This window comes from Corynebacterium sp. HMSC05C01, from assembly GCF_001807155.1.
GTDB lineage: Bacteria > Actinomycetota > Actinomycetes > Mycobacteriales > Mycobacteriaceae > Corynebacterium > Corynebacterium coyleae.
Genome location: NZ_KV787954.1, coordinates 120562 through 143987, shown reverse-complemented (window position 1 = coordinate 143987; position 23426 = coordinate 120562). Strand labels below are relative to the sequence as shown.

At 61.9% G+C, this 23426-nt stretch carries 24 protein-coding genes; 9 read left to right on the top strand and 15 right to left on the bottom strand.

Annotated elements, in window-relative coordinates; translation table 11 throughout:
- Positions 1-19: 19 nt before the first annotated feature.
- Positions 20-1864 carry a chorismate-binding protein gene (locus tag HMPREF3145_RS05475; RefSeq protein WP_070422234.1) on the top strand — a complete coding sequence of 615 codons (1845 nt, stop codon included), beginning with the start codon at positions 20-22 and terminating at the stop codon, positions 1862-1864.
- Positions 1857-2600: an aminotransferase class IV gene (locus HMPREF3145_RS05470; RefSeq protein ID WP_070422233.1), complete on the top strand. Its 744-nt coding sequence runs from the start codon at positions 1857-1859 to the stop codon at positions 2598-2600. Before HMPREF3145_RS05475 ends, HMPREF3145_RS05470 begins: the two co-directional genes overlap by 8 nt.
- Positions 2601-2718: 118 nt before the next feature.
- On the opposite strand, the gene HMPREF3145_RS05465 is transcribed toward HMPREF3145_RS05470, so the two are convergent.
- From HMPREF3145_RS05465 to HMPREF3145_RS05415, 11 genes are all read right to left on the bottom strand, one after another.
- Complete coding sequence (locus HMPREF3145_RS05465; protein WP_070422384.1) at positions 2719-5136, bottom strand: excinuclease ABC subunit UvrA; 2418 nt, start codon at positions 5134-5136, stop codon at positions 2719-2721.
- Between the two features lie 18 nt (positions 5137-5154).
- Positions 5155-6579 carry a pyruvate kinase gene (pyk, locus tag HMPREF3145_RS05460; RefSeq protein WP_070422232.1) on the bottom strand — a complete coding sequence of 475 codons (1425 nt, stop codon included), beginning with the start codon at positions 6577-6579 and terminating at the stop codon, positions 5155-5157.
- Entirely contained in the window at positions 6572-7531 is a 960-nt protein-coding gene (lgt, locus tag HMPREF3145_RS05455) for a prolipoprotein diacylglyceryl transferase (RefSeq protein WP_070422383.1), read from the bottom strand. The genes pyk and lgt overlap by 8 nt, the downstream gene beginning before the upstream one ends.
- An 18-nt stretch (positions 7532-7549) precedes the next feature.
- Positions 7550-8368: an indole-3-glycerol phosphate synthase TrpC gene (locus HMPREF3145_RS05450; protein ID WP_070422231.1), complete on the bottom strand. Its 819-nt coding sequence runs from the start codon at positions 8366-8368 to the stop codon at positions 7550-7552.
- A gap of 39 nt (positions 8369-8407) precedes the next feature.
- Positions 8408-9073 carry a TIGR02234 family membrane protein gene (locus HMPREF3145_RS05445; RefSeq protein ID WP_070422230.1) on the bottom strand — a complete coding sequence of 222 codons (666 nt, stop codon included), beginning with the start codon at positions 9071-9073 and terminating at the stop codon, positions 8408-8410.
- A 16-nt stretch (positions 9074-9089) separates the two neighbouring features.
- Entirely contained in the window at positions 9090-9878 is a 789-nt protein-coding gene (locus tag HMPREF3145_RS05440; protein ID WP_070422229.1) for an inositol monophosphatase family protein, read from the bottom strand.
- Positions 9871-10527: a type 1 glutamine amidotransferase family protein gene (locus HMPREF3145_RS05435; protein WP_070422228.1), complete on the bottom strand. Its 657-nt coding sequence runs from the start codon at positions 10525-10527 to the stop codon at positions 9871-9873. Before HMPREF3145_RS05435 ends, HMPREF3145_RS05440 begins: the two co-directional genes overlap by 8 nt.
- Before the next feature lie 27 nt (positions 10528-10554).
- Positions 10555-11868, bottom strand: a complete 1314-nt coding sequence (locus tag HMPREF3145_RS05430) for an MFS transporter (protein WP_070422227.1) — start codon at positions 11866-11868, stop codon at positions 10555-10557.
- Position 11869: 1 nt separating this feature from the next.
- Positions 11870-12049 carry a hypothetical protein gene (locus HMPREF3145_RS05425; RefSeq protein ID WP_070422226.1) on the bottom strand — a complete coding sequence of 60 codons (180 nt, stop codon included), beginning with the start codon at positions 12047-12049 and terminating at the stop codon, positions 11870-11872.
- A gap of 86 nt (positions 12050-12135) precedes the next feature.
- On the bottom strand, positions 12136-12657 hold the full coding sequence (locus tag HMPREF3145_RS05420) for a hypothetical protein (protein ID WP_141739363.1): 522 nt from the start codon (positions 12655-12657) through the stop codon (positions 12136-12138).
- Complete coding sequence (locus tag HMPREF3145_RS05415) at positions 12657-13367, bottom strand: hypothetical protein (protein ID WP_070422224.1); 711 nt, start codon at positions 13365-13367, stop codon at positions 12657-12659. Before HMPREF3145_RS05415 ends, HMPREF3145_RS05420 begins: the two co-directional genes overlap by 1 nt.
- A 210-nt stretch (positions 13368-13577) precedes the next feature.
- On the opposite strand from HMPREF3145_RS05415, the gene HMPREF3145_RS05410 reads away from it, so the two are divergent.
- The 5 genes from HMPREF3145_RS05410 to HMPREF3145_RS05390 all read left to right on the top strand — a co-directional run bounded on the left by HMPREF3145_RS05410 (position 13578) and on the right by HMPREF3145_RS05390 (position 19427).
- Positions 13578-14135 (top strand): TetR family transcriptional regulator, encoded by a 558-nt coding sequence (locus HMPREF3145_RS05410; protein ID WP_070422223.1) that lies wholly within the window; start codon positions 13578-13580, stop codon positions 14133-14135.
- A 39-nt stretch (positions 14136-14174) separates the two neighbouring features.
- A complete protein-coding gene (gene glgX, locus HMPREF3145_RS05405; RefSeq protein WP_070422222.1) occupies positions 14175-16364 on the top strand; it encodes a glycogen debranching protein GlgX in 2190 nt (729 codons plus the stop codon).
- Positions 16365-17726 (top strand): exonuclease domain-containing protein, encoded by a 1362-nt coding sequence (locus HMPREF3145_RS05400; protein ID WP_070422221.1) that lies wholly within the window; start codon positions 16365-16367, stop codon positions 17724-17726.
- A 103-nt stretch (positions 17727-17829) separates the two neighbouring features.
- Positions 17830-18381 carry a hypothetical protein gene (locus HMPREF3145_RS05395; protein ID WP_070450928.1) on the top strand — a complete coding sequence of 184 codons (552 nt, stop codon included), beginning with the start codon at positions 17830-17832 and terminating at the stop codon, positions 18379-18381.
- 14 nt (positions 18382-18395) lie between these two features.
- Complete coding sequence (locus tag HMPREF3145_RS05390; protein WP_070422219.1) at positions 18396-19427, top strand: GTP pyrophosphokinase; 1032 nt, start codon at positions 18396-18398, stop codon at positions 19425-19427.
- Between the two features lie 6 nt (positions 19428-19433).
- Here the strand turns inward: HMPREF3145_RS05390 and HMPREF3145_RS05385 are convergent, their stop codons facing one another.
- From HMPREF3145_RS05385 to ilvA, 4 genes are read right to left on the bottom strand one after another with little or no spacing between them, the layout of a single operon-like run.
- The gene (locus HMPREF3145_RS05385) at positions 19434-19817 is read right to left on the bottom strand and encodes an RNA-binding S4 domain-containing protein (RefSeq protein ID WP_070422218.1); all 384 of its coding nucleotides are present in this window, start codon (positions 19815-19817) and stop codon (positions 19434-19436) included.
- 4 nt (positions 19818-19821) lie between these two features.
- The gene (locus HMPREF3145_RS05380; RefSeq protein ID WP_070422217.1) at positions 19822-20055 is read right to left on the bottom strand and encodes a hypothetical protein; all 234 of its coding nucleotides are present in this window, start codon (positions 20053-20055) and stop codon (positions 19822-19824) included.
- 11 nt (positions 20056-20066) lie between these two features.
- Positions 20067-20717, bottom strand: coding sequence for a YigZ family protein (locus HMPREF3145_RS05375; protein ID WP_070422216.1), 651 nt, complete (start codon positions 20715-20717; stop codon positions 20067-20069).
- Complete coding sequence (ilvA, locus tag HMPREF3145_RS05370) at positions 20718-22001, bottom strand: threonine ammonia-lyase IlvA (RefSeq protein WP_070422215.1); 1284 nt, start codon at positions 21999-22001, stop codon at positions 20718-20720.
- A gap of 277 nt (positions 22002-22278) precedes the next feature.
- Here ilvA and HMPREF3145_RS05365 point away from each other — a divergent pair, with 277 nt between their 5' ends.
- Both HMPREF3145_RS05365 and HMPREF3145_RS05360 read left to right on the top strand, forming a co-directional pair.
- Positions 22279-22722 carry a hypothetical protein gene (locus HMPREF3145_RS05365; protein WP_070422214.1) on the top strand — a complete coding sequence of 148 codons (444 nt, stop codon included), beginning with the start codon at positions 22279-22281 and terminating at the stop codon, positions 22720-22722.
- Between the two features lie 29 nt (positions 22723-22751).
- Complete coding sequence (locus HMPREF3145_RS05360) at positions 22752-23246, top strand: hypothetical protein (RefSeq protein ID WP_070422213.1); 495 nt, start codon at positions 22752-22754, stop codon at positions 23244-23246.
- The last annotated feature ends 180 nt before the right edge of the window (positions 23247-23426 follow it).

The window sequence follows — 23426 nt, the reverse complement described above, 5'->3', positions numbered from 1 at the left end:
GCTATACGATTCCGAATCGATGATCCTGCTCATTGACAATTACGATTCATACACGTTCAACCTCGCCCACCTCATCGCCGAGGCTGCCGGCCGCGAACCACTCGTTGTGCCTGCTGGCGAGGGTGCTGACCTTCCACAGCGTGTGCGCGCCGGCGAGTTCAGCCACGTTGTGATCTCCCCCGGGCCAGGTACCCCCGAACGCGAGGAAGACTTTGGTACGTCCCGGCGCGTGATTGAGGCTGCCGCCGATTCCGGGGTCCCGCTGCTGGGCGTGTGTCTGGGACACCAGGGTCTGGCGATGCTCGCAGGGGCCTCCGTCACTCGTGCTCCGGAGCCTCGCCACGGGTTCGTTTCCACAATTACCCATTCCGGTGAGGGCATTTTCGCTGGTATTCCGCAGGGTTTTCAGGTGGTGCGCTACCACTCTCTGCACGTCGAGGAAATCCCCGGCGTCACCGTGCACGCTCGCAGCGAAGACGGCGTCATCCAGGCGCTCAAGGTCGATGGCGCTCCGCATTGGGGTGTGCAGTTCCACCCCGAATCGGTGCTGACTGAGCACGGCGCCGCGATCATGCGTAACTTCCTCGGCGGCTGGCGGTTGCTGCACCGCGAGGTGCCCGGCGCACTCGACTGCCAGCGCGTCTTCAACGCGATCAATCGCGACGGCAACGATGCGTTTTTCCTCGATTCCGCCGACCCCCGCGGGCGTTTCTCCATCCTCGGAGACACCGCGGGCGCCCTGTCGCGCTCGTTTCGCTTTTCGCTTGGTAGCGACCCCGATATCCTCCACACCCTCCAACGCGAACTATCCGCCCCTCTCCACGACGCGCCTGACCTGCCCTTTACCGGCGGTGTCATTGGGTACCTCGGCTACGAGTGCGCGGAACTTACGCTCCCGATCACGCTGCGCCACCGCTCGCCGTACCCGGATGCTTACTTTGTGCGCCCGCAATCGTTCATCGTTTACGACCACGAGGCAGAAACCGCCCACTTGTGTGCACTCGCCGGCGACGGCACGGATGCACTCCTTGACCGCCTCGAGAAGGCCTTGGATGGGGCGGACGGTGCGCGGGGGTCGTCGATTAGCAATGGTTCCTGGAGCAACCCCGACTACCTCGGGTGCATCGAGAAAGCACAGGACCTGCTGCGCGCCGGTGAGAGTTACGAGGTCTGCCTGACCGACACCTACACCGCCGAAGCGACCGGCGAGATCTATGCGCCGCTGCGTGAGCACAACCCCGCACCGTATGCTGCGCACCTCATTTTCGACGGTGTGGAAGTCGCCAGCGCCTCACCCGAGCGCTTCCTCACTGTGCGCGGTCGCGAGGTGGAGGCCAAGCCGATCAAGGGCACCATTCCCGCTGATCAGGACCCCGCATTGCTTCACGACGACAAAACCCGCGCCGAAAACCTCATGATCGTCGACCTGCTGCGCAACGATCTTTCCCGCGTCTGCGAACCCGGCAGCGTACAGGTCCCGGGTCTGATGCAGGTGGAGTCGTATGCCACCGTGCACCAACTGGTTTCCACCATCACCGGGCAGCTACGCGAGGGAGCCACTGCCGTCGACGCCATCCGTGCCACCTTCCCGCCCGGTTCCATGACCGGCGCACCGAAACTACGGACGTGCGAAATCATCGACCGGCTGGAAACCTCCCCGCGCGGCGTCTACTCGGGCGCGCTCGGCTACATCGGGTTCGACGGCCAAGCCGACCTGTCGGTGGTCATCCGCACCGCAGTACGCGCCGGCTCCACTGTGACAGTCGGTGCAGGTGGCGCGATCGTGCTCGCCTCCGACCCTTCCGCTGAGATCGCCGAGCGCAACCTGAAGGCCCAGTCCGTTTTAGGAGCGTGGGATGCGTAAGTACGCCTGGTACGGCGCGTTTGTTCCGCGCGACTTCTCCGACGGCCCCCTGGACGTCGCCGATTCTTGGCGCCACTCCTCCGGCCGCACCAACGGCCTCAGCCTGCACATCGAGCGCTTCACTCGCACCGCCGGTCCGCTCCCCGCCGGGTTTGTCGACGCGATGCTGCCGCTGCTCAGCGAAGGCGAACTCTTCCCCCGCATCGCGCTCTCCTCAGGGCTTTTGCTTCTCGACGTCCGCCCCGCCCCATCCCCTCGCCCCACCACCTCACTGACCTACACGCAAGCCCCAGACCCGCGCACCCAGCCCGAGGTGAAAGGCCCCGACTTCGGCGCGTTCCGCGCGTACCGTTCGCGGTACCAGGTGGAGGGGACGGACGACACGGTGATCGTCGATAAGCATGGCTCCATGCTGGAGACCACCACCGGCGCGCTCGTGATGTGGGACGGCGACTCCCTGTGTCTGCCCGACGGAGTGTGGCTGCCGAGTGTCACACTGCACCAGGTTGTCGCGCGCGCCGAGAAGTTAGATATGCGGGTGGAGCGCCGTCAGCTCAAACCCGAACTCGCCGCCAAGCACCCGTTGTGGTTCCTCAACTCGCTCCACGGCATTAGCCCCGTCAGCGAACTGCATGTAGGCGGCGATGTGATCACTCCGCCGGTCCACCCAAGTTTCAACGAGTGGCGCGACTGGTGGTGGGGCAGTTTTACGACCGAATGGCACATCGAGGCATAGCGAAACACCGTGGGTCCCCAGGACTATGCCGCTGCATAGTCTCTACAACCGCCAACACACTATGCCGCTGCATAGCGTCGCACCACCGCCGGGTCCGAAACCCAGCGAGCCCCCGGGACTATGCCGACCGCTCGGCGAGCACGCGCCCTGTTGCGGTGTCGCACTTTGCGAGCTCTGACGGGGTGCCCGAAGCCACAACTTGTCCGCCGTCGGCGCCAGCGCCGGGGCCCATCTCGATGACACGGTCCGCCTGCGCGATCACGGAGACGTCATGCTCGACCACGATCACGGTTTGGCCCGCTTCGACGAGGCTGTTGAGTTCCTTGACTAGCAGTGAGATGTCGGCGGGATGCAGGCCGGTGGTGGGCTCGTCGAGGAGGTACACGGTGTAGCCCCGGCGCGAGTTGCGGGAGCGCTGCAACTCGGTGGCGAGTTTGATGCGCTGTGCCTCGCCACCGGACAGTTCGGGCGCGCCCTGGCCGAGGCGCAGGTAACCCAGCCCCACGGCTTGCAGAGTTTCGACGGCGCGCAGGATCTTCGGTTCGTCGGCGAATACGTCCGCGGCTTCGTCGACGGTCAACTCCAGCACCTGAGCGATGGTGAGGCCCTCCCAGGTCACTTCGAGGGTTTCGTCGTTGTAGCGTGCACCGCCGCAGTCGGGGCAGGTGGTGTACGAGCCGGGCAGGAACACTAGCTCGACTTCGATCTTGCCGGCACCGCCGCAGGTCGGGCACTGTCCTTGCTTGACGTTGTAGGAAAAGCGCGACACGCTCCATTTGCGTCGCTTTGCTTCGTCGGTTGCGGCGAAGAGTTTGCGCACGCCGTCGAAGAGTCCGGTGTAGGTGGCCAGGGTTGACCGCGGGGTGCGCCCGATCGGCTTTTGGGTAATTTGCACGACGCGGGTGACAGCGTCAAAGCCATCATGCTTATCGACGCCCCACTCGCCCTCCTGTCCCACCTCATCGTCTTCATCAACAACGGTAGAGGCGGCGTCGCGAAGGACACCGGCGAGAACGGTGCTGACCAGCGTCGACTTGCCTGAACCAGACACACCAGCCACGGCGGTGAACTGCCCCATCCCAAACGACACATCCAGGCCGTCGATGGAGCGGGCCGAGACACCGGACAGGGAAAGTTCGCCGGTTGCGGCGCGGGGGTCGTCGTTAAGCGAGAGCTTGCGGTTGGCAAGCGCGCGGGCAGTTGGCGCATCGCCGGAGTATTCGCTGGTGGGGCCGGAATAGACCACTTCGCCGCCGCGCTCACCCGCGAGCGGCCCGACGTCGACGAGCCAGTCAGTCTGGGCAACGAGTTCCATGTCGTGTTCCACCAAGAGAACGGAATTGCCTGCGTCGATGAATCGGCGGCAAATATCCAGCACCGCACCACGCTCGGATGGGTGCAGGCCGGCGGACGGCTCGTCAAGCACATACGCCACACCGAACAGGCCGGAGCGCAACTGTGAGGACAACCGGATGCGCTGCAACTCACCCGCGGACAACGTGGGCGCGGGCCGATCCAGGCTCAAGTGCGCAAGGCCCAAGTCGAGTGCGGACTGCACCGCGGGCAAAATCTGTTTGAGCAGCAAGTCTTCGGCGGAGCCCTCCGAGGGCTTCTGTGCCGCGAGTACCTCATAGACACGGTCGAGAGGCAAGGCGCCGAGCTCGTCGATGGGCATGCCAGCATAGGTAACCTTGAGTGCTTCCGGGTTGAGGCGACGGCCGTGGCAGGTCTCGCAGACGCGTGACTCCATGTAGGACAGCACGCGTTTGCGCAGGGTATCGGACTGTGTTTCGGCGAGTGTATTGGTCAGATACGACGCCACAGATCGCCAGGTGCCTTTGTAGTTTCGCTGGATCTGGTCCTCACCGCGCAAGGGTTTCACGGTCACCACGGGGCGCTCGTCGGTGAACAGGATCCAGTCACGGTCCTTCTTCGGCAGATCCTGCCAGGGTGAATCGAGGTCGTAGCCCAGCGTCTGCAAAATGTCGTGGAAGTTCTTACCTGCCCACGCGCCAGGCCAGGCTTGGATCGCGCCCTCCTCGATGGATAGCGTCGGGTCCGGCACCATCGACTCTTCGGTTGGCTCGTGCACGACACCTGTGCCCTGGCACGTCGGGCACATGCCTTCCGGCGTGTTGGGCGAAAACGAGTCGGAGTACAGCCCCTTCGGGTTATCGCCAGCGCGCGAGTACAGCAGGCGGATGCTGTTGGACAGCGCCGAGACCGTCCCCACCGTCGAGCGCGCCCCGCCCCCGGAGGTGGACTGTTCGAGCGCCACGGTCGGCGGCAGTCCCTCAACCGCGCCGACCTGCGGGTCTACTGCAGAACCAATCAGGCGACGCGCAAACGGCGCCACCGACTCCAGGTAGCGCCGTTGCCCCTCCCCGTGGATGGTGCCGAACGCCAGCGACGACTTACCGGAGCCTGACACCCCTGTCACCGCAACGAGAGTGCCGCGTGGGATATCCACGTCCACGTTGCGCAGGTTGTGTAGGTGGGCATCGCGTACTTGGATTCCGGCATGTGTTTCAGGCATGCCCACCAGGGTAACGCGTTAGGGGTTTCGCGTGTCCTCGCCGAGTTGGTGCACGAGGATCGTGTTGGTAGTGCCCGCAACTCCTGGCGGGGTGCCCGCGACGACCACCATGGTGTCGCCTTCGTGGTACTGGTCCATGGCTAGCAATTGCTTGTCCACAACTTTGACCATCTCGTCGGTGCTGTTGACCTCATCGCACAGGAACGTCTCCGCACCCCAGGTCATGGCCAATTGCGAACGCACCTGCTGCACCGGTGTGAACACGAGCAGTGGCAGGTCCGGGTGCAGACGCGCCACGCGGCGTGCAGTATCGCCGGAGGTCGTAAACGTGACAATGGCACGCGCGTTGAGTCGCCGCGCAATGTCGTTCGCCGAGTAGGACACCACGCCACGCTTGGTGCGCGGAATGTGGTTCAGCGGCGGGACGTTGCCCATCGTTTCCGCAGAACGCACGATGCGGCTCATGGTGCGTACCACGTTGTGTGGATCCACGCCGACGGATGTCTCGCCGGACAGCATCACGGCATCCGCGCCGTCGAGCACCGCGTTGGCTACGTCGGAGGCCTCCGCACGGGTGGGGCGGGAGTTCTCAATCATCGAATCGAGCATCTGTGTTGCGACGATCACCGGCTTCGCATTCTCACGCGCGATCTGAATCACACGCTTCTGCACAGCCGGCACCTGCTCGAGCGGGATTTCCACGCCCAGGTCACCACGAGCGACCATCACCGCGTCGAATGCAAGGATGATGGACTCCAACGCGTCGACAGCCTCGGGCTTTTCCAGCTTTGCGACGACCGGAACGCGCCGGCCGACCTCATCCATGATCTCGTGCACGAGGTCGACATCAGACGGCGAACGGACGAACGACAACGCAATAATGTCCACGCCGAGCTTCAGCGCGAACCGCAGATCTTCCTTGTCCTTCTCGCTCAGCGCAGGCACGGAGATGTCCATACCGGGAAGCGACACGCCCTTGTTGTTCGACACCGGGCCGCCTTCGGTGACGCGGCAGACCACGTCGTTGCCGTCGATGTCGGTGCAGACGAGGCCGACCTTGCCGTCGTCGACAAGCAAACGATCCCCCGGCTTCGCATCCTTGGCCAGCTGCTTGTACGTCGTAGACACACGGTCGTGCGTACCTACAACATCGTCGACGGTGATGCGGACGGCTTCGCCCGTCTCCCAGTAGGTTTTGCCGTCGCCTTCAAAGCGGCCAAGGCGAATCTTCGGGCCCTGCAAGTCCGCCAAAATGCCGACCGCATGGCCGGTCTCATCAGTGGCTTCGCGCACCCAACGGTAATTCTGCTCGTGATCCGGGTAATCGCCGTGCGAAAAGTTCAGGCGCGCGACATCCATGCCGTCGCGCACGAGTCCTAAAATCGCATCCTTGCTGGCCACAGCGGGACCGAGCGTACAAACGATCTTCGTTTTCCTATCCACGTTTTCCAACCTCACCTTCGTAGGCTTCTCGCGTGTCTTCCACCGCAACACGGTACTCCGGATTGTCCTCTTCTGCCGTGGACGGTGCGTTGTAATCCGGATCGACCTCTTCCGGGGTCTCGCGCCCCTTCGGTGTGCGCATGAACATCACCACCGCGATGATGAACAAGATTGCGGTCATCCAGGTGTTGACGCGCAGGCCGAGGATGAGCGTGGCTTCGTCGCTACGCATCAGCTCGATGAAGAACCGGCCAAGGGTATAACCCGCGACATAGAGCCAAAACACGCTGCCGTGGCCAAGGCGCCGGCGGCGGTCAATCCAGATGAGCAGGAAGAACACCGCAACGTTCCAGATCAGCTCGTAGAGGAACGTCGGGTGCACGCTCGCGATCACCTCACCGGTGGACCGGCCGGTCAGCGGCGCGAACTCCCCCGCCTCGTTGACGCGGTAGTAAATATCCAGCGCCCACGGCACATTGGTTTCGGCCCCATAGAGCTCCTGGTTGAAGTAATTGCCCAACCGGCCGATGCCTTGGGCGAGAATCACCGTCGGCGCAACTGCATCCGCAAGTGGCGCGAACGGAAGGCCCTTGCGGCGCATCATCACCCACACGCACAGGGTTCCCAGCGCGACTGCGCCGATGATGCCCAACCCACCCGAGGTGATGTCGAAGGCCTTCCACGGGTTCTTGCCCTCACCGAAGTACTTATCGTAATCCGTGATCACGTGGTAAAGGCGCCCGCCGATAATGCCGGTCGGGATAATCACGATCGCTGCATCCCAGATCGTCTCCGGATTACCACCGCGGGCCTTGTAGCGACGCAGGGAAATCAACAGCGCGACAACAATGCCCGCCATGATGCACAGCGCATAGGCACGAATCGGAATCGGTCCGAGCTGCCACACCCCCTGCGGCGGGGAAGGAATGTTTGCCAGAAGTGTTGTTTGCACGCCCAACAGTGTGCCAGTTTAATTCCGCGATGGACAGGCTGGGTGCTGTCCCGCGGCCGCCAAAGAGCGGGTTGCCTCGTACACATCGCCAGACGCCATCACAGCCTCCGCTGCCAACACGGCATCCGCACCACACGCGGCGGCGTCCATCAGGTCACGCGGAGTGGTCACACCACCCAGGCTGATCTTGATCACTTCGGTGGGAAGCCCCGGCGCGATATCCGCAAAGGCGTTGCGGTTGAGGTCGTTGGTGTCAAAGGTCCAGGAGTTCACCGCGATCACACTCACGCCGGCCTTAAGGGCCCGATCCGCCTCCGCTGGCGTGCGCACCTCGGCCACACCGACCATGCCCAGCGATTCCACTCGGTCCAGCAGTGCCTCCAGGCGCGGCTGCTCGAGGATGCCTACCTGCAGCGGGAGCATGTCGGCGCCGTAGCAACGGGCCTCGTGGATCTGGTACGGGTCGACGATGACATCGCGACACACCATCGGCAGGCTTACGGCTGCGCGGGCGTTGGCCAGATCTGCCAGGGAGCCGTCGAAACGCAGCCGCTCTGTCTGGCAAGCGATGAGGTGGGCGCCACCGCGCTCGATGTCTTGGGCAACCGACTCGATCGAGCGTCTGCCTACCGCGGTTGGGCCAAAAACTGGCGAGTTGCGTTTGATCTCCACGATGACCCCGCAGCCGTGGCGCAAAAGTGCTGCTTTAGCATCGCGGGTTGGGGGCATGTCGCGCGAGCGGGCCTTGATTTCCTGGAACGGCACGACCGCTTCGCGTTTTTCGACATCACGGAGCACACCAGCGACAACGTTTGATACTGCGCTCGGTGCCGACATGCGCCTACCTCCAGGTGATACGGCCTATAGCGCTATAGGTTAGCGGTTGCCCTGCGTAGGACGAAAATCCTCGTCACCAGTTTCGGTCGGGTCGATATCCGCGTCGAGCGCATCCCACATCACGCGTCCGGAATCCGGCTCCTCTTTCAGGTCGTGACGGATGGTTTCTTTGCGCACAGCTTCCTTCTCGTATTTGTGTTGCTTCGGCGCATCCTCGCCAGGCTTGACGACGAGCATCGCACCGCCAATCACCCCCAGCACACATCCCACGATCGTGAGTACTGGGCCTACCACAGCAACGTCGGCGGCGGTGATCTCCGCCCAGTTCGCAATAGCAGCGGAGGACGTATCCGTGGCTGCCTGTTCCGCCCCTGCCGTCAAGATGGCGTGGATACGCTCATGGTCAGCACCACGCGCCAGAAGCGCTGCTGCTGGGATGACAGCAGCAGCGGCGGCGAGCGCGCAAATTCCGCCAACGACACGACGACCGACCTTGCGCAACGCAAACGCGGCAATCGCACCGGCGAGCAGCAGCACCGCCACTGCGGTGATCTCGGTGGACCACTCCGCGCCGGTGATGGTTGCTACACCTTCGCCGGAGAGGTCGTCGTTGTACTTCGCGGTCACCCAGTCCATGCGGGAAAAGCCCCACATCACCGCACCCGCCACACCGAACAGCAGTGCACCGGTTTTGTTCTTCTTCATCTGAAGCGTCCTTCCGCTACTTTGCAACCATCTGGATCGCATCGAGCACAGTACGATGCGCATGCGGTGTACCGATAACCACACCGGCGGTGGTCGGAGTCCATTCCGAACCATCAAACGCGCTTGCGTTCGCCCCTGCACTGCGTGCCAACAACACACCAGCTGCGTTATCCCAGATGTGCGGGGAAAAACTGACCGCAGCCTGGTAGATCCCCTGCGCGACGAAGGCCAGGTCAACGCCAACCGATCCGCTGATGCGCGGCCGCAGGTGCGAATCCGTGAGTGCGCCTGCCAAGTCGAGACGGAACGATGCTGGGTATCGCTGCCTATCCGCCGAGGCCAACGAGCCAATCCCCACCTGCTCCGCAGCGGAAGTCAGCGCACCAACCGGTGGCAAGGCGTTGCCGTTGAGGTGCACGGGCTCGCCATCGACCGCGGTGAGGCGCATGTTCAGCAGCGGCGCATCGGTAATCGCTGCGACCGGTTTTCCACCAAGCAGCAGCGTGCACAGGATGGCGCAGTTCGGATTGCCGGACGAGTAGTTCGACGTACCGTCGATCGGGTCAACAACCCAGCACGCCTCCGGATCAAACGACCCGCCTTGTTCCTCGCCGTACACCGCAATGCCAGTCGTGTCCGTCAGACGCTTGCGCAACAGCTTCTCAATGATCAGATCAGCCTCTGTGGCAAAGTCGCCGGCCCCCTTGCGCAGTGCAGGAGCAGCCCCCACTTTGTCGACGAATACCTCACGCGCCTCATCAACCGCGCACAATGCAGCATCAAGCAGCTCCGCCGGCTTATGCATGAGACACCTCCGGCTGCAGCTGCTGCACCCAGTTGCCCAGCACGCTCACACCAACCTCACCGGACATGGCTGGGTCGAACGCCATCGCCCACAATGGCCCATTTTCTACAGCGGCAAGGATGCGCTCGCCGTTGATGTCTGCCCAAGACAGTTTCGGGTAGGCGATGAAGTCATCCTCTGCCAACGGGAACGACTTCACGGCTTGTGGCGCGTCGAAGAACACGTCTCCAACAATTCCGGCCAGCAGCTTCGAACCATCTGCCGCCACGACGGGGTACTCCCCCGCTTCAAATGCTGCCTCCACAACTTGGCCCGGCCACTCCCCAAGGCCTGGTGTGGTGCGGCTGCCGGTCACGGCGTCGTCGAAAAGCACGTGCATTCCAGTGCCGACCGCAAGCAGTGCCCTACCCCCTGCCAGACGCTGGCCTACGATGCGATCCCCTTTGATGCGCTTGATCGCCGCAGCAGCGTCTGCAAACGATGCCCCACCAGGCAGGACAAGACCGCTTGCCTGCACAGCCTTGTCGGGGTCAGTGGTGGCAAAAGCATCAGCACCTGCATTCACCAAAGCACTGACAAGGCTGGTGGTGGTCTCACTGCCGAGGTAATCAAGTACCGCGACTGTCGGGCTTGCCGGGGTGTTCGTCATGGTTGCGTAGTGTATCCGCTCCCCCGATTACTGGTTCTTCGGCTGCTTCTTATTCTTCGACGGATAACGACGCGGCGCCTGCACAGCCTTCAAACGAGCCGACAGATTGTTAACTTCCACCACACGGTGACGGCCCAACTGACGGTCAAGCAACGTGACAATCAGCCCAATCGCGATGACACCGGAGGCGATGCCAAACATCGGCGCGAACGCCATCGTGGCAATGAGCATGCCGTAGAAGGTAGAACCCAGGCCCGTCCCGCCGTCGAAAGCAATGTTCCAGATAGCAGAAGCTTCCGAGGTCTTCGAGCGCGGCAGGCGGTAGAACATCATGGTCAGTGCCTCGTTTTGCACCGCGCCGAAGCCTGCGCCGTAACACAGGGCGGCCAGCAGCATGGTCCAAACCGGTAGCTCAAGCGCCAAGATGGCTGCCATGAGCAACACGCCGAGTGCACAAAGGACCTGGCATGGGATGAGCACGGTGCCAGGCTGCCCACGACGGTCCATGATCTTGCCTGCCGTGTAGCGCGAGATCATCGACGCAAAGTTCATCACGCCGAGCATTACGCCGCCCATCGCGGCACCCGTGGCCGGGTCGAGATCACGCATGGAGACCGGCAAGAAGTTCGTGATCGCACCGTAAGCAGTGGTCACAAACATCAACGCGAGTGCCGGCACGAGCACCAGATGCCACATGGGCACATGGACCATGTTTGTGGTCTCTGGCTCGGGATCCGGTGGTGGAATAGCAGGGATCGCCGCACAGGCAATGAGCGAGATGCCACCGATCGATGCGGCGATAATATACACGGCGTCGTACCCAATCCTGTCCACCAGGGCTAAGCCCGATGGCAGCGCAATCATCTGAGCAAGGCCGACAACACCACCGAAAATTCCCGTGGCACTGCCGAGCAGGCGCAGCGGTACCAGCTCCGCGATAATCGCCGCTTCAGCCACGGACAATGCACCGAAGCCGATGCCACGAATCGCACTAACCGTCAGCAGCGGCGCTGCATCCATGCCGATGATGTACCCCAACGCCGGGATACCCAGAAGCATTGAGGCCACTGCCATGATGATGCTGTAGCCGAACCTCCGCAGAGCCCACGGTGTACAAACTTGTGTGAGCACTGTTGCCAGCATGAACACACCAGTGGACAGCCCGGCAAGGGATGCAGACTGTCCGGCATCGATGACGGCTGTGGGCACTACCGGCAACAGAAGCGACCAGGCGGCGAAGGCGGATGCAACGGCGACGAGCACCGGGATCAAACCACGGGCCCGCCACACATTGGTTAGCGAATCAACCTCGTCGCGGATAAGGGGCCGAACTCCGAACATCTCACATCACCTCCACCAACATCAGCACACCACCTAGGGCTGCCATAACTGCAAGAAGCGCGAGGACGGCAGTCACCGCTCTTGAGGAGCCGTTCTGATACGACGACCACACTCCACCGACGAGGATGCCTGCAAGGAGGAACAGCAAAAGAATGAAGAATGTGTTTCCGGCACCTGTCACTGGGCGAACCTCCTGCGTTATTGGCGCGTTCAAGCTGTGTACGCCGTCAGTGTAACGACGCAGTCCGATTCCGGCCGTTCGGGGCCTTACAGACGGCTGTCGTCATCCCCGCGTGGTTCACGCGCATAGGCGCGCAGGTTGCCGATCCAAAACACCAGACCAGCTGTCAGCGGCGCAACAGCCCACCCGACCCCCGGCGAAACCGGCGGGACAAGCGTGAAGCTCGATCCGGTTTCCAAGACATCGTGGGTAGGCCTGGGGTGCAGTTTGAGGCTCAACCAGTCACCAAACAAGTAGATCGAGATCGCGCCAAGTACGGCAACGGTCATGATCCACAGCATCCACCACACAGAACCGCCGACCCTGCCGCGGCGCACGCTGCGCCACCCCACGGCGCCAAGCACCACCCCGAGCAGGAGTGCCAGCAGCACAAACCACGCAAACCCTGTGAACTGTACATTCACAGGGCTTGCCACTTCGTCGACCCCGATACCGCCGTTTTCTGTGATCACGCCGACGTATGCGGGACGAAGACCACCCCAGGCGAAACCTCCAGCGATACCGAGGAGCAGGGCTAGCGCGAGCAGCCCTGCACCAGATCCCATCACTAGTTGCAGAACTTCCAGCGGCCGTCTTCCTTCTCGAAGATCATGACCTGGGTTTCTTCACCGTTTGCGTTCTTTGCAGTCAGGTTGGCAGACGCACGGTTACCGTCCACACGAACGTCGGAAATGCTGACCTCGGACTTCGGCAGCTCGAGCGCCTGGCCCTGCTGCTCAGCAAGGCGGCCTGCCTCTTCAACCTGCTCAAGGGTCAGACCCTGACGCTCCAGTTCCTCCATCATCGGGTCAGCGACTGCCTTACAGGAATTGTCCAAGATGGTGCGGGTCCAGTCAGCGAAAGAACCCGGGTTAAGCACAGCACGTGCAGTGTCTTCCATCTGCTTGCGGTCTTCGTCGGTACCTTCCTGTGCGCCCTCGAGCGGCTGGTTGGTGTTTTCCGGCATGCCGTTCTCAAACGGATTGGCAAGGGTCGGGGCCTCGCCCTGGTTGCCGCCCTCTTCCTTCGACTCCTTCTTCTTCGAAGTCGTGGCGGTTGCCTTCTTCTCGTCCTTCTTTGCGTCGTCCTTCTTTCCTTCGCTCTTATCGGCATTCTCGGACACCGTGGACTCGACAGCCGTATCGGCCGGAGCAGCCTCAGCAGCGGTGGACAGCCCTCCGGACTTGCCTTCGTCGGAGGATCCGCATGCCGAAAGCGGAAGTACGAGCATTGCTGCAGCTACGCATGCTGCCATGCCGGACGTAGTGTTCATTTTCATCTTTGACTACCTTCCTAGTTTCACCCCATCCGTTCGCTGGACGCGGGCAACCGTCTTGGGCGTGGATTGGCGCCACGACGGGACGTTCGTCCCAAAGAGTACCAACGCAACGCTTACCTGACGGTTGAACGTCCGTACTATTGTTCTGAATGGTTCCTGTGAAGTCACGTAAACCCATGTTTCGGCCACTTCGGTCTAGGGTGGTGTGTCATGCAATTGTCTCGCGAGCGCATCACGCAGGCGGCGCTTGAGCTGCTGTCTGGGTACGGTTTGGCCGATGTTTCCATGCGGCGTGTGGCGTCGTCGCTGGGCGTCGCCCCTGGCGCGTTGTACTGGCATATCGCCAACAAGCAGGAGTTGCTCGCGTCGTTGGCGGAGCATATTGTGCGCCCGCTCATGAGCGATCCAGTTGCCGACCCAGCTGAGCTAAGTCGCGCGCTGCGGGAAGCGGTGCTCGGCATCCGCGATGGCGCAGAGGTGCTTGTGGCTGCAGTGAGTCAGCCGGACGCTGAGGTTTGCGCCCAGTTGTCGGAATTGTTTATTGCGTCGGTGCGTGAGTATTCGGGTGAGGGGTCGTCGTCAAGCGAGATGCGTGCTGTGGCTCTCGGCCTGTTGCATTTGACGCTTGGGGATGCCGCCGTGCACCAAGCGAGCACACAACTTGCGGAAGCGACCGGCAGTGTTTCGGACACGTACGAAGACGATTCTGCGCAGATGCATGCTGCGGCCGTGAAGTTTTTGCTGGACGGTTTGGCGCAGCATTCGTAGCCCGGGCAGTGTCGAGCGGGTGCACTATGCTCGGGCAGCATGACTGAGACGACGCATCCGGATCTGCAGCAGCAAGTCTGGCCTGGCTCCGCACATCCGCTGGGCTCGACGTTTGATGGGGCGGGGACGAACTTTGCACTGTTTTCGGGGGTTGCTGATGCAGTTGAGCTTTGTCTTATCGACGACACCGGCGCCGAAACGCGTATCGCCCTCGACGAGGTGGATAACCATGTCTGGCACGCTTACCTGCCCGGTGTTGGCCCAGGTCAGCGTTATGGCTACCGCGTGCACGGGCCGTGGGACCCGGCCGACGGCAAGCGTTGCGATCCCAGCAAGCTGCTCGTGGACCCGTACGCGCGCGCCTTTGATGGGGAGTTTGATCAGCATTCCTCGCTGTTTTCCTACGACGTCAACGCAGAAGAACCTGGTACCGGTCGCAATGAAGAAGACTCGCTCGGCCACACGATGTTGTCGGTGGTGATCAACCCGTTCTTCGACTGGGGCGACGACCGCGCGCCGAAGATCCCTGATGAGGAGATGGTGATCTACGAGTGCCATGTCAAGGGCATGACACAGACCCACCCGGGCATTCCTGAGCAGTTGCGCGGCACCTATGCGGGTATGGCGCACCCGGTAATGGTGGATTACCTCACCGACCTTGGTGTGACCTCGATTGAGTTGCTGCCGGTGCACCAATTTTTGCAAGACGACCGCCTACTCAAACTCGGGTTGCGCAACTACTGGGGCTACAACACGTTCGGTTTCTTCGCCCCGGAGCACAGCTACGCCTCCTCCTCTGCCCCTGGCGATGCCGTGGCCGAGTTCAAACAGATGGTGCGCGCCTACCACGAGGCCGGCATCGAGGTGATCCTGGATGTGGTATACAACCACACCGCGGAGGGCAACCACATGGGCCCGACAATTGCGTTTCGTGGCATTGATAACGAGGCGTATTACAGGCTTGTCGACGACAACCGGTTCCTCTATATGGACTACACCGGCACCGGAAACTCACTGAACGTGCGCTACCCGCACTCCCTGCAGTTGATTATGGATTCGCTGCGCTACTGGGTCACCGAGATGCACGTCGACGGGTTCCGCTTCGACCTCGCCTCGACCCTCGCGCGCGAGTTTTCAGACGTGGACCGTCTGGCCACCTTCTTCGACTTGGTTCAACAGGACCCGGTGGTGAGCCAGGTCAAACTCATCGCCGAGCCGTGGGATGTGGGCGAAGGCGGCTACCAGGTCGGTAACTTCCCTGCCCTGTGGAGCGAGTGGAACGGCAAGTACCGCGACACCATGCGTGACTTTTGGCGCGGCGAGGACTCCACTCTCGGCGAGTTCGCCTCCCGCCTGACCGGCTCGTCGGACCTGTACCAACACAACGGGCGCCGCCCGACCGCGTCGATCAACTTCATCACCGCACACGACGGGTTTACCTTGAACGACCTGGTCAGTTACAACGACAAGCACAACGAAGCCAACGGCGAAGACAGCCGCGATGGCGAGAACCACAACCGGTCCTGGAACTGTGGTGTGGAGGGCCACACGGACGACCCTGTGGTGCTCGACCTGCGAGCACGGCAACGCCGCAACTTCCTGACCACACTCTTGCTATCTCAGGGCACCCCGATGCTCGCTCACGGCGACGAGATCGCACGCACCCAGGGCGGTAACAACAACGTGTACTGCCAGGACAACGAGACGGCTTGGATGGACTGGTCCAACCTTGAAAGCGCAGCAGACCTGCACGAATTCACGCGTCGGCTCATCGCTTTGCGCCGAGATCATCCGGTGTTTCGCCGCCGCAGGTTCCTCGAGGGCGGTGCGCTTGGCGACGACGAACACGGCCGAGAGATCGCTTGGCTCACCCCCGACTGCCGTCTCATGACACAAGACGATTGGAACGCCGCCTTCGGCCGTGCACTTATGGTTCACCTCGATGGCGAAGCGATCGCGGAACCCGATAGCCGCGGCCAGCGCATCGTGGACGATTCATTCCTTCTCATGTTCAACGCCCATTATGAGGACATTGACTTCACTGTTCCCGGCGCGAGGTTTGGTGACGAGTGGGAGATCGTCGTCGATACGACTGGCCCCCTCGGCTACCGTGAAGGCGCACAGCCCATCGGTCCGGATTCGACTGTCACCGTCGGCCAGCGCTCGACCGTGGTGCTGCGCCGTACGCAACCGCCCGCTGGAGCGGGCCGAAAGGAAGGCAACGCCTAAATGATTTCCGCTCATGGTGCAACGTTGACTGTGACCAACGACGCCCTCACCGTGACCCCAACTGCCCTCCTCGCCTCGCTGCGCGGCGACTCCTCGGACCGCACCGTCAGTATTGCGGATATCACCGGCGTGGATATCACCGAAGGTGACGCATGGTCGCCGACCAAAGTGGATGTTGCCACCACCGGTGCTCCGCTGACCGTCTGGTTCGCACCGGGAGACGTCGATGGCGCAAAGAAGTTGCGCACGCTTCTCGACGACGCCAAGCACGGCAAGGCCCCCACCACCGCTACCGCCGACGGCGGAGCAGGCATTCCTGACTTCTCCTTCGTCGGTTTCGATGTGGAAACCGCGAACCGTCGCTGGGGCTCGATCTGTCAGATCGGGTTGGTCAAGATTGTCGACGGCGAAGAGGTCGAGCGAAAGTCTTGGTTATGTAAGCCGCCTGCCGGTTTAGACGAGTTCGAATCCGGCAACGTTGCTATCCACGGCATTTCTGCTGAGGATGTCACTGATGCCCCAGACGTGCGCGACTGTATCGCGGAAATGACCACCTTTGTCGGGGATTTACCCCTTGTCGCGCACAACGCACAGTTCGATGCCGCCGCACTTCGCGATGCTTGCTTGGCCTCCTCCATCGCCGTCCCGAAGATGCTGTTCGCGTGCACGTTGGCACAGGCCCGCGCTACCAAGCTGGATGTGGCAAACCACAAGCTTCCAACCCTTGCGCAGCACTTCGGCGTTTCCTTGGACAACCACCACGATGCCTGCGAAGATGCCGCTGCGTGCGCCGGTGTGATGGTTGGTCTCGCCCGGGAGGCCGGCCACACTGGCAGCCTGATGAGCTTCATCCACGACACCGGGTTCACGCTCGGATCGATCGACGACGCCCGCGTCACCCCTGTCCTCCGCGACCGCTCCGGTGCCGGCCGCGCGGTGCAGGCGAAGCAGGTCGCCGAAGGTGGTGTCGCTGCTGCCGTTGCCGCCACCGCCGAGCCACGTGGTTCCAACCAGGCCGGGCCGGTGAAGAAGGAGCGCAAACCCGCTCCGTGGCAGTCGGTGGCCACCCCGGACACCGTGCCGGAGCCAGATGCTCAAGCCGACCCGAACGCTCCTCTGTACGGCGAGCACGTCACCTTAACCGGTGAGTTCGAACCGCACGATAAGGGCGAGTTGTGGGACGCGATTGCGAAGCAGGGCGCGCAGGTGGGCAAGAACGTCACCAAGAAAACGACCATCCTGGTTGTCGGCGAATGGTCGAGTGTGACCTCGAAGGAGAAACGAGCCCGCGAACTGCAGGAAAAGGGCCAGGACATTCAGATTTGGCAGGCCCCGAAACTCCTCGAGGTACTCGGTCTGTAAAAAGCTTTGGTTCGGATGGAACCGGGGCGGTGTTGGCTACGTCTAACTGAGTATGTACGTAGTAGAAACTCTTCCCCGCCCTGTCCACCAAGATGCTATTGAATTGCGGCTGGCGCGTCGCGACGACGTCGCGCCATCGTCGTCGTCACGTTCCTGGCTCACGCCTGGCTTTTCGGCCTCGACCGCGTTTATCAACCTTGCACCGCGCCTGGTGTGTGTCTTTACCGTCGACGACGGTCCGGCGCTGACCCACCAACAAATCGGTGAGCTCACGCCGAGCATGAACCAGCTCTGGAATGGTGCCGCTGACCGGTTGGCGAAGCGGGCGCTCGTCGACACGGGCGTCGAGTTTTTGGTGCGCAATCCCGCTGCAGCGCTGGAGCAGACCGGCCTTCCGCCCGGTTTAGAGGTAGGTGGACACGGTGTGCCACCCACCGCGTGGCTCGCTCACCCGAAAACGTTTACGGTGATGCACCGCCATTTTCAGACGGTGCTCGACCCCCACCACGAGCTGGTCTACGCCACCCGCGACGACCAGGAACTGTTTATCTTCGACGCACCGTTGCATCACGTCCGCGACATCCTGGGGCGCGGCGCGCTGATGACATACTCGGTCGGCTTCCCGCTAATGCACGATCCGCCAGTTTCCGGGTAAGCTCACCCGCCGACATGAGCACTTCAAAACAACCGGCCAAGCGAAACAAGGAAGCTGACGACACAATCGCACGTCTCGGCTCCACATACTTCGCTTGGGTAAACGCACACGAGGACGCGGCGATGACCTTCCGCCACGCCCTCCATGAACTCATGCGCGATGCCGGCGTGAATTTCGACCGTGTAGATGCACGAGTGAAGTCCTGGACCTCGTTGAAGGAAAAAGCCCGCAAAACTCGCGACGGTGAGTTGCTCTACCCCGACCCGTGGCACGACATCAAAGACATCATCGGCGCCCGAATCACCGTGCTGCACTCGACCGAGATCCCTGCAGTGCAGCGCCTGCTCGCCGACGAGTTTGAGGTGTTGCGCAGCGTGGACAAAGCCGAAGAAACCCGAGTCGCCGGCAACTTCGGCTACGGCTCGCACCACCTTGTCGTCCGTGTTGAGGAGCAATCCGAGGGCCTTGAGGAGTTCGTCGGCCAAGTCTTCGAGGTGCAGATTCGTACAGTGCTGCAGCATGCGTGGGCGGAGTTTGAGCACGACATCAAGTACAAACGCTCAACGGAAAAACTCGACCCGCAGGTGGACCGCGCGTTCACCCTCGCCGCGGGACTTATCGAGCTAGCCGATCAGCAGTTTGACCAAATTTCAACCTTGGCAGACCCGCAGGAAAAGGTGCACACCGACGTGGACACCGAAATCTCGCCTGAGACACTGCCGGGCATTCTGACCGTGTTGCTTGGCAGCCAGTTTCCGCTCTCACGCGCGGGCGACTACCGCTTCCTCACCGAGTTGCTGCGTGCCCACGGCATTGAGCTTGTCTCGGACGTTGCGGACCTGACCAACCCGGCAGACATCGAGGCTGTCTCCAACTCGATGAACTACTCATTCGTCCCGGGGCAAGTGCGCATTATCGACGATCTCCTGCTCAACCGGTTCGGCACCGAACACATCGAGAAAACCTGGGATTCGGGAAACCGCCCAGAGGTGCGCCGCAAGCGGCTCAACGGCCGTCTAGCCCGGCTACGCGGCAGCATCGATTAGCTGCGTTTAGTCCCGCCGCCCCATGAGGCGGTCGATTTCGCGGCGTTCCTTCTTCGTGGGGCGCCCAGTTCCGCGATCGCGCACAGGAGGTGCCGCGAAGAGTTCACGCGGTGGTGGTGGCGGACTGTGGTCGATGTAGCAGGTGCGCGCCACCGGTGCGCCAACGCGCTTCGACACCGTCGCCGTAACCTCGAGAATGTACTCGTGGTGGTTCTTCCATACCCGCACCGTGTCTCCCGGCACGACCTGGACGGCAGGTTTGACTGCCTTGCCACCGATCTTGACGTGCCCAGCACGAACGGCTTCGGCGGCCTGGCTGCGTGTTTTGAAGATCCGCACGGCCCACAGCCAGGCGTCGATACGGACGGCTTTGCCTGACGGTTCGATCAAGGCGCTAGTAACGGTCCTGGTGATTGACGATCTTTTGGACCTTGTTCCAATTCACAAAACCACCCGCAACTCCGATGACGAGCCCAAGCACCAGGATCGTCCAGGACTGCATCAGCAGACCGAACGCGATGCCGCCGGCGAGGCCGCCACCGGCCCACACCAGCGCGTCGCGCGAGTATTTGCGCACGGCGGCTTTTCGTTGGTCGATCGGGTTGTTTGGGCGCGGCTGCATAGTCATGGCATGCAATTCTAGCGCGAAGTAGACAACTCGACCCACCGTGGTCCGAGCGTTTTGCTTTCTGCTTTGCCTTGGGTGGCGGCGGCGAGGAGGTCGTCGATACGCTCGCGCTCCCCTGGTTCGAACGCGAGCGTGTATGTGGCGGCAGCGCCGTATTCGACGTCTACGACTTCCACCCCAGCGTTGCGTAGTTCTGCTTCGATTCGGCCGGCTTCAGCATGCGGAAGGTCCACGGCAACTTGCTCACGCATGGCGCGTGTGGTGGTGACAACGCTCGGCAGTGTTTCAGACACCGCGTTCGTGTACGCACTCACGAGACCGCCTGTGCCAAGCTTGATGCCACCGAAGTAGCGAATAACCACGGCGACAATGTCGGACATGCCTGATCCTTTGAGCACCTCAAGCATTGGCTTTCCTGCCGTGCCGGAGGGCTCGCCGTCGTCGGAGGAACGCTCGATTGGCTGTGCGTCGTCGACATGAACGATGAACGCCGAACAATGGTGGCGCGCATCCGGGTACGCCTCACGCGCAGCATGGATGACCTCGCGCGCTTCCTCCTCAGTGGTGGCGCGCGTCACCCAGGTAATAAACCGCGAACGCTTGATCTCAAGTTCGTGGATGGCTGTCTCCCCAGCCTTGGGTCGGACGTAGGAAGTAACCATTTAACCTGCAACGATGAAGTCGTACTCCGGCGTTCCCGGCTCTAGACGGCGGCAGCCGATCAGCGATCCGTCCATGCGCTCTAGAAGCGGGGCAAGGTCGTCCGCATGCGCAAGTTCAATACCGACGAGCGCAGCACCGGTTTCGCGGTTGTTCTTCTTCAGGTACTCAAACAAGACGATGTCGTCTTCCTCACCCAGGATCTCCCGCAGGAACATGCGAAGCTGCCCTGGCTCTTGGGGGAAGTTGACCAGGAAGTAGTGGCGCAGTCCACGGTGGACCAAGGAGCGCTCCATGACCTCCGCGTAGCGCAGCACATCGTTGTTGCCTCCGGAAATGATGCAAACGACGGTCGAGCCGGGCTTAATCGTCGTTTGCGCAAGACCTGCAACCGACAGTGCGCCCGCGGGCTCGGCGATGATGCCTTCGTTTTGATACAGCGAGAGCATCTCCGTGCACACTGCCCCTTCGTCGCAAGAAAACACCTCAGCACGATCTTTGTGTGCTTGGAACACCTGCCAGGGAGTGTCACCGATCCGCTTCACCGCCGCCCCGTCCACGAATGGGTCGATAGATTCCAGCGTCACCGGCTCGCCCGCCTCAATCGCAGCGCGTAACGACGACGCCCCCACCGGCTCAACACCAACCACCCTCGTCGACGGCGACATGTCCGCCACATACGACATCACACCTGCCATCAGGCCACCGCCACCGACCGGCACAAGAACAGTGTCGAGCTGCTTGCCCATACTGGACAACTGCGCGACGATCTCGGCCGCGACGGTGCCTTGCCCGACCACGGTATTGCGCGAGTCGAACGGCTCAATCACCGTCGCTCCCCGTGCCGCAGCGTCTTCGCGCGCAGCCTGGGCAGCCTCGTCAAACGTGTTGCCCGTAACGACGAGCTCAATCGCATCACCGCCGTGCACCAAAATGCGGTCACGCTTCTGCTTCGGGGTGGGTTTCGGGACAAAGATCTTGCCCTGAATCCCAAGCGCACGGCACGCGTACGCCACGCCTTGGGCGTGATTGCCTGCCGACGCCGCCACTACGCCAGCCTCCCGCTCCTCCGGGGTTAGCTGCGAAATGCCAAAGTACGCCCCGCGAATCTTGTACGAACGCACATCCTGCAGGTCTTCACGCTTGAGATAAATCTCAGCACCGTACTGCTGAGACAGCCGCGGGCAGTACTGCAGCGGCGACGGAGTAATGACAGAAGAAATCCTTCCCTGCGCGAACTGGATATCGGCGGCATGGACCTCTTGGAATGTGTCAGATGGGCGCATGGTCGATCAGTGTACGCGCGACGAGCTTTCAGTTTGTTCAAACCTCGATTTACCCCACCTCCATAGAACTTAGACATATAGATGATTTGGGGTACACTGCTCGCCGTGACCAAACCCCTGACTTCCAGGTGTTGGCCAATCCGATGCGGGGAACACTGAAAACATTGCCTATATCACTATGTTTTCTTCTGGGAACCTGCTAGGTTCTTCCGAGTGATCTGTCGAGCGCACGGTCGACAGCGACAAACCCCCTAGATTTCCATAGGAGTTTTTCATAATGAAGCGCTTTTCTTCTGCAATGGTCGCTGCCGCGACCGCGCTGACCCTGGCTGTTACCCCGGCTTACGCTGAGGACGCCGAAAACACCGGCAACGAGGCCACCGACACCCACACCACCGCTCCGGTTGACCAGCCCGAGGACAACAAGGGCGAGACCGACAAGCCGGGCGAGGGTGAAACCGACAAGCCGGGCGAGGGCGAGGACAACAAGGACGAGACCAACAACCCGCCGGCTCCCCAGAAGCAGACTTCCGGTTCCTCCCAGGGCCACATCATCGGCGCAGTGTCTGGCACCCTCGCTGCGGTTCTGACCACCGGTCTGATCGTGTTCTCTGACCCGCGTGGCATCAACAAGATCATCGACGCACTGAACCGCGAGTTCCACCTGGGCATCCCGCACGTCCACGTGCCGCAGGTCCAGCTCCCGAAGCTCCCGTTCTAAACCTCCACCCCAGCTAGGAATATTCAAGCATGAAGCTCCGCACTCTGTTGGTTTCCGCAGCCGGTGCCGCCGTCGCCGCTGGCGCTCTTGGCACTTCAGCTCTCGCTGCAGAGACCACCACCTCCGAACCCACTTCGGCAACTACCACCGCCACCTCGGAACCGGCACCGACGACGACCACTGAGGCGCCGGCGGAACCGGCACCTTCCGAGGACACGGAGGAAACCACCACCTCGACGACGACTACTGAGACGTCGGAGGAAACCACCACCAACCAGTCGACCGAAACCACGACGAAGGAAACCACGACCGCTCCTACGCCGACGAAGGTGACCGCTGAGCCTTCGGCAACGCTGGCTCCGCACGGAAGCATCGGCCCTGCCGATAATGAGGAAGAAATCCTGAAAGCAATCACGACTATCAGCGTGATTGTTACGACGCTTGGTGCTGCAATCGGCAGCCTGGTTGTCTTCATCAACTCGATCCCTGGTGGTCGCGAGGCGCTGCGTAAGTTCTTCAAGTAAGACACGCGCTTCATCTCCTCATGCCCGCTGTGCAATATGCCAGCGGGCATTTAGCTGCGCCGACTATGCAGCGGCATAGTCACCGCCGCTGAAACCTCGAGCCCGTGCACTATGCAGTGGCATAGTCTCCACCGCTCGAACCCCTAGCCGGCGCACTATGCAGCGGCATAGTTTCCCCCT

Coding starts and splice junctions, on each gene's coding strand:
- HMPREF3145_RS05475 (WP_070422234.1), top strand. CDS start 20: ATGATCCTGCTCATTGACAATTACGATTCATACACGTTCAACCTCGCC.
- HMPREF3145_RS05470 (WP_070422233.1), top strand. CDS start 1,857: ATGCGTAAGTACGCCTGGTACGGCGCGTTTGTTCCGCGCGACTTCTCC.
- HMPREF3145_RS05465 (WP_070422384.1), bottom strand. CDS start 5,136: ATGCCTGAAACACATGCCGGAATCCAAGTACGCGATGCCCACCTACAC.
- HMPREF3145_RS05450 (WP_070422231.1), bottom strand. CDS start 8,368: ATGTCGGCACCGAGCGCAGTATCAAACGTTGTCGCTGGTGTGCTCCGT.
- HMPREF3145_RS05445 (WP_070422230.1), bottom strand. CDS start 9,073: ATGAAGAAGAACAAAACCGGTGCACTGCTGTTCGGTGTGGCGGGTGCG.
- HMPREF3145_RS05440 (WP_070422229.1), bottom strand. CDS start 9,878: ATGCATAAGCCGGCGGAGCTGCTTGATGCTGCATTGTGCGCGGTTGAT.
- HMPREF3145_RS05435 (WP_070422228.1), bottom strand. CDS start 10,527: ATGACGAACACCCCGGCAAGCCCGACAGTCGCGGTACTTGATTACCTC.
- HMPREF3145_RS05430 (WP_070422227.1), bottom strand. CDS start 11,868: ATGTTCGGAGTTCGGCCCCTTATCCGCGACGAGGTTGATTCGCTAACC.
- HMPREF3145_RS05415 (WP_070422224.1), bottom strand. CDS start 13,367: ATGAAAATGAACACTACGTCCGGCATGGCAGCATGCGTAGCTGCAGCA.
- HMPREF3145_RS05410 (WP_070422223.1), top strand. CDS start 13,578: ATGCAATTGTCTCGCGAGCGCATCACGCAGGCGGCGCTTGAGCTGCTG.
- glgX (WP_070422222.1), top strand. CDS start 14,175: ATGACTGAGACGACGCATCCGGATCTGCAGCAGCAAGTCTGGCCTGGC.
- HMPREF3145_RS05400 (WP_070422221.1), top strand. CDS start 16,365: ATGATTTCCGCTCATGGTGCAACGTTGACTGTGACCAACGACGCCCTC.
- HMPREF3145_RS05390 (WP_070422219.1), top strand. CDS start 18,396: ATGAGCACTTCAAAACAACCGGCCAAGCGAAACAAGGAAGCTGACGAC.
- HMPREF3145_RS05380 (WP_070422217.1), bottom strand. CDS start 20,055: ATGACTATGCAGCCGCGCCCAAACAACCCGATCGACCAACGAAAAGCC.
- HMPREF3145_RS05375 (WP_070422216.1), bottom strand. CDS start 20,717: ATGGTTACTTCCTACGTCCGACCCAAGGCTGGGGAGACAGCCATCCAC.
- ilvA (WP_070422215.1), bottom strand. CDS start 22,001: ATGCGCCCATCTGACACATTCCAAGAGGTCCATGCCGCCGATATCCAG.
- HMPREF3145_RS05365 (WP_070422214.1), top strand. CDS start 22,279: ATGAAGCGCTTTTCTTCTGCAATGGTCGCTGCCGCGACCGCGCTGACC.
- HMPREF3145_RS05360 (WP_070422213.1), top strand. CDS start 22,752: ATGAAGCTCCGCACTCTGTTGGTTTCCGCAGCCGGTGCCGCCGTCGCC.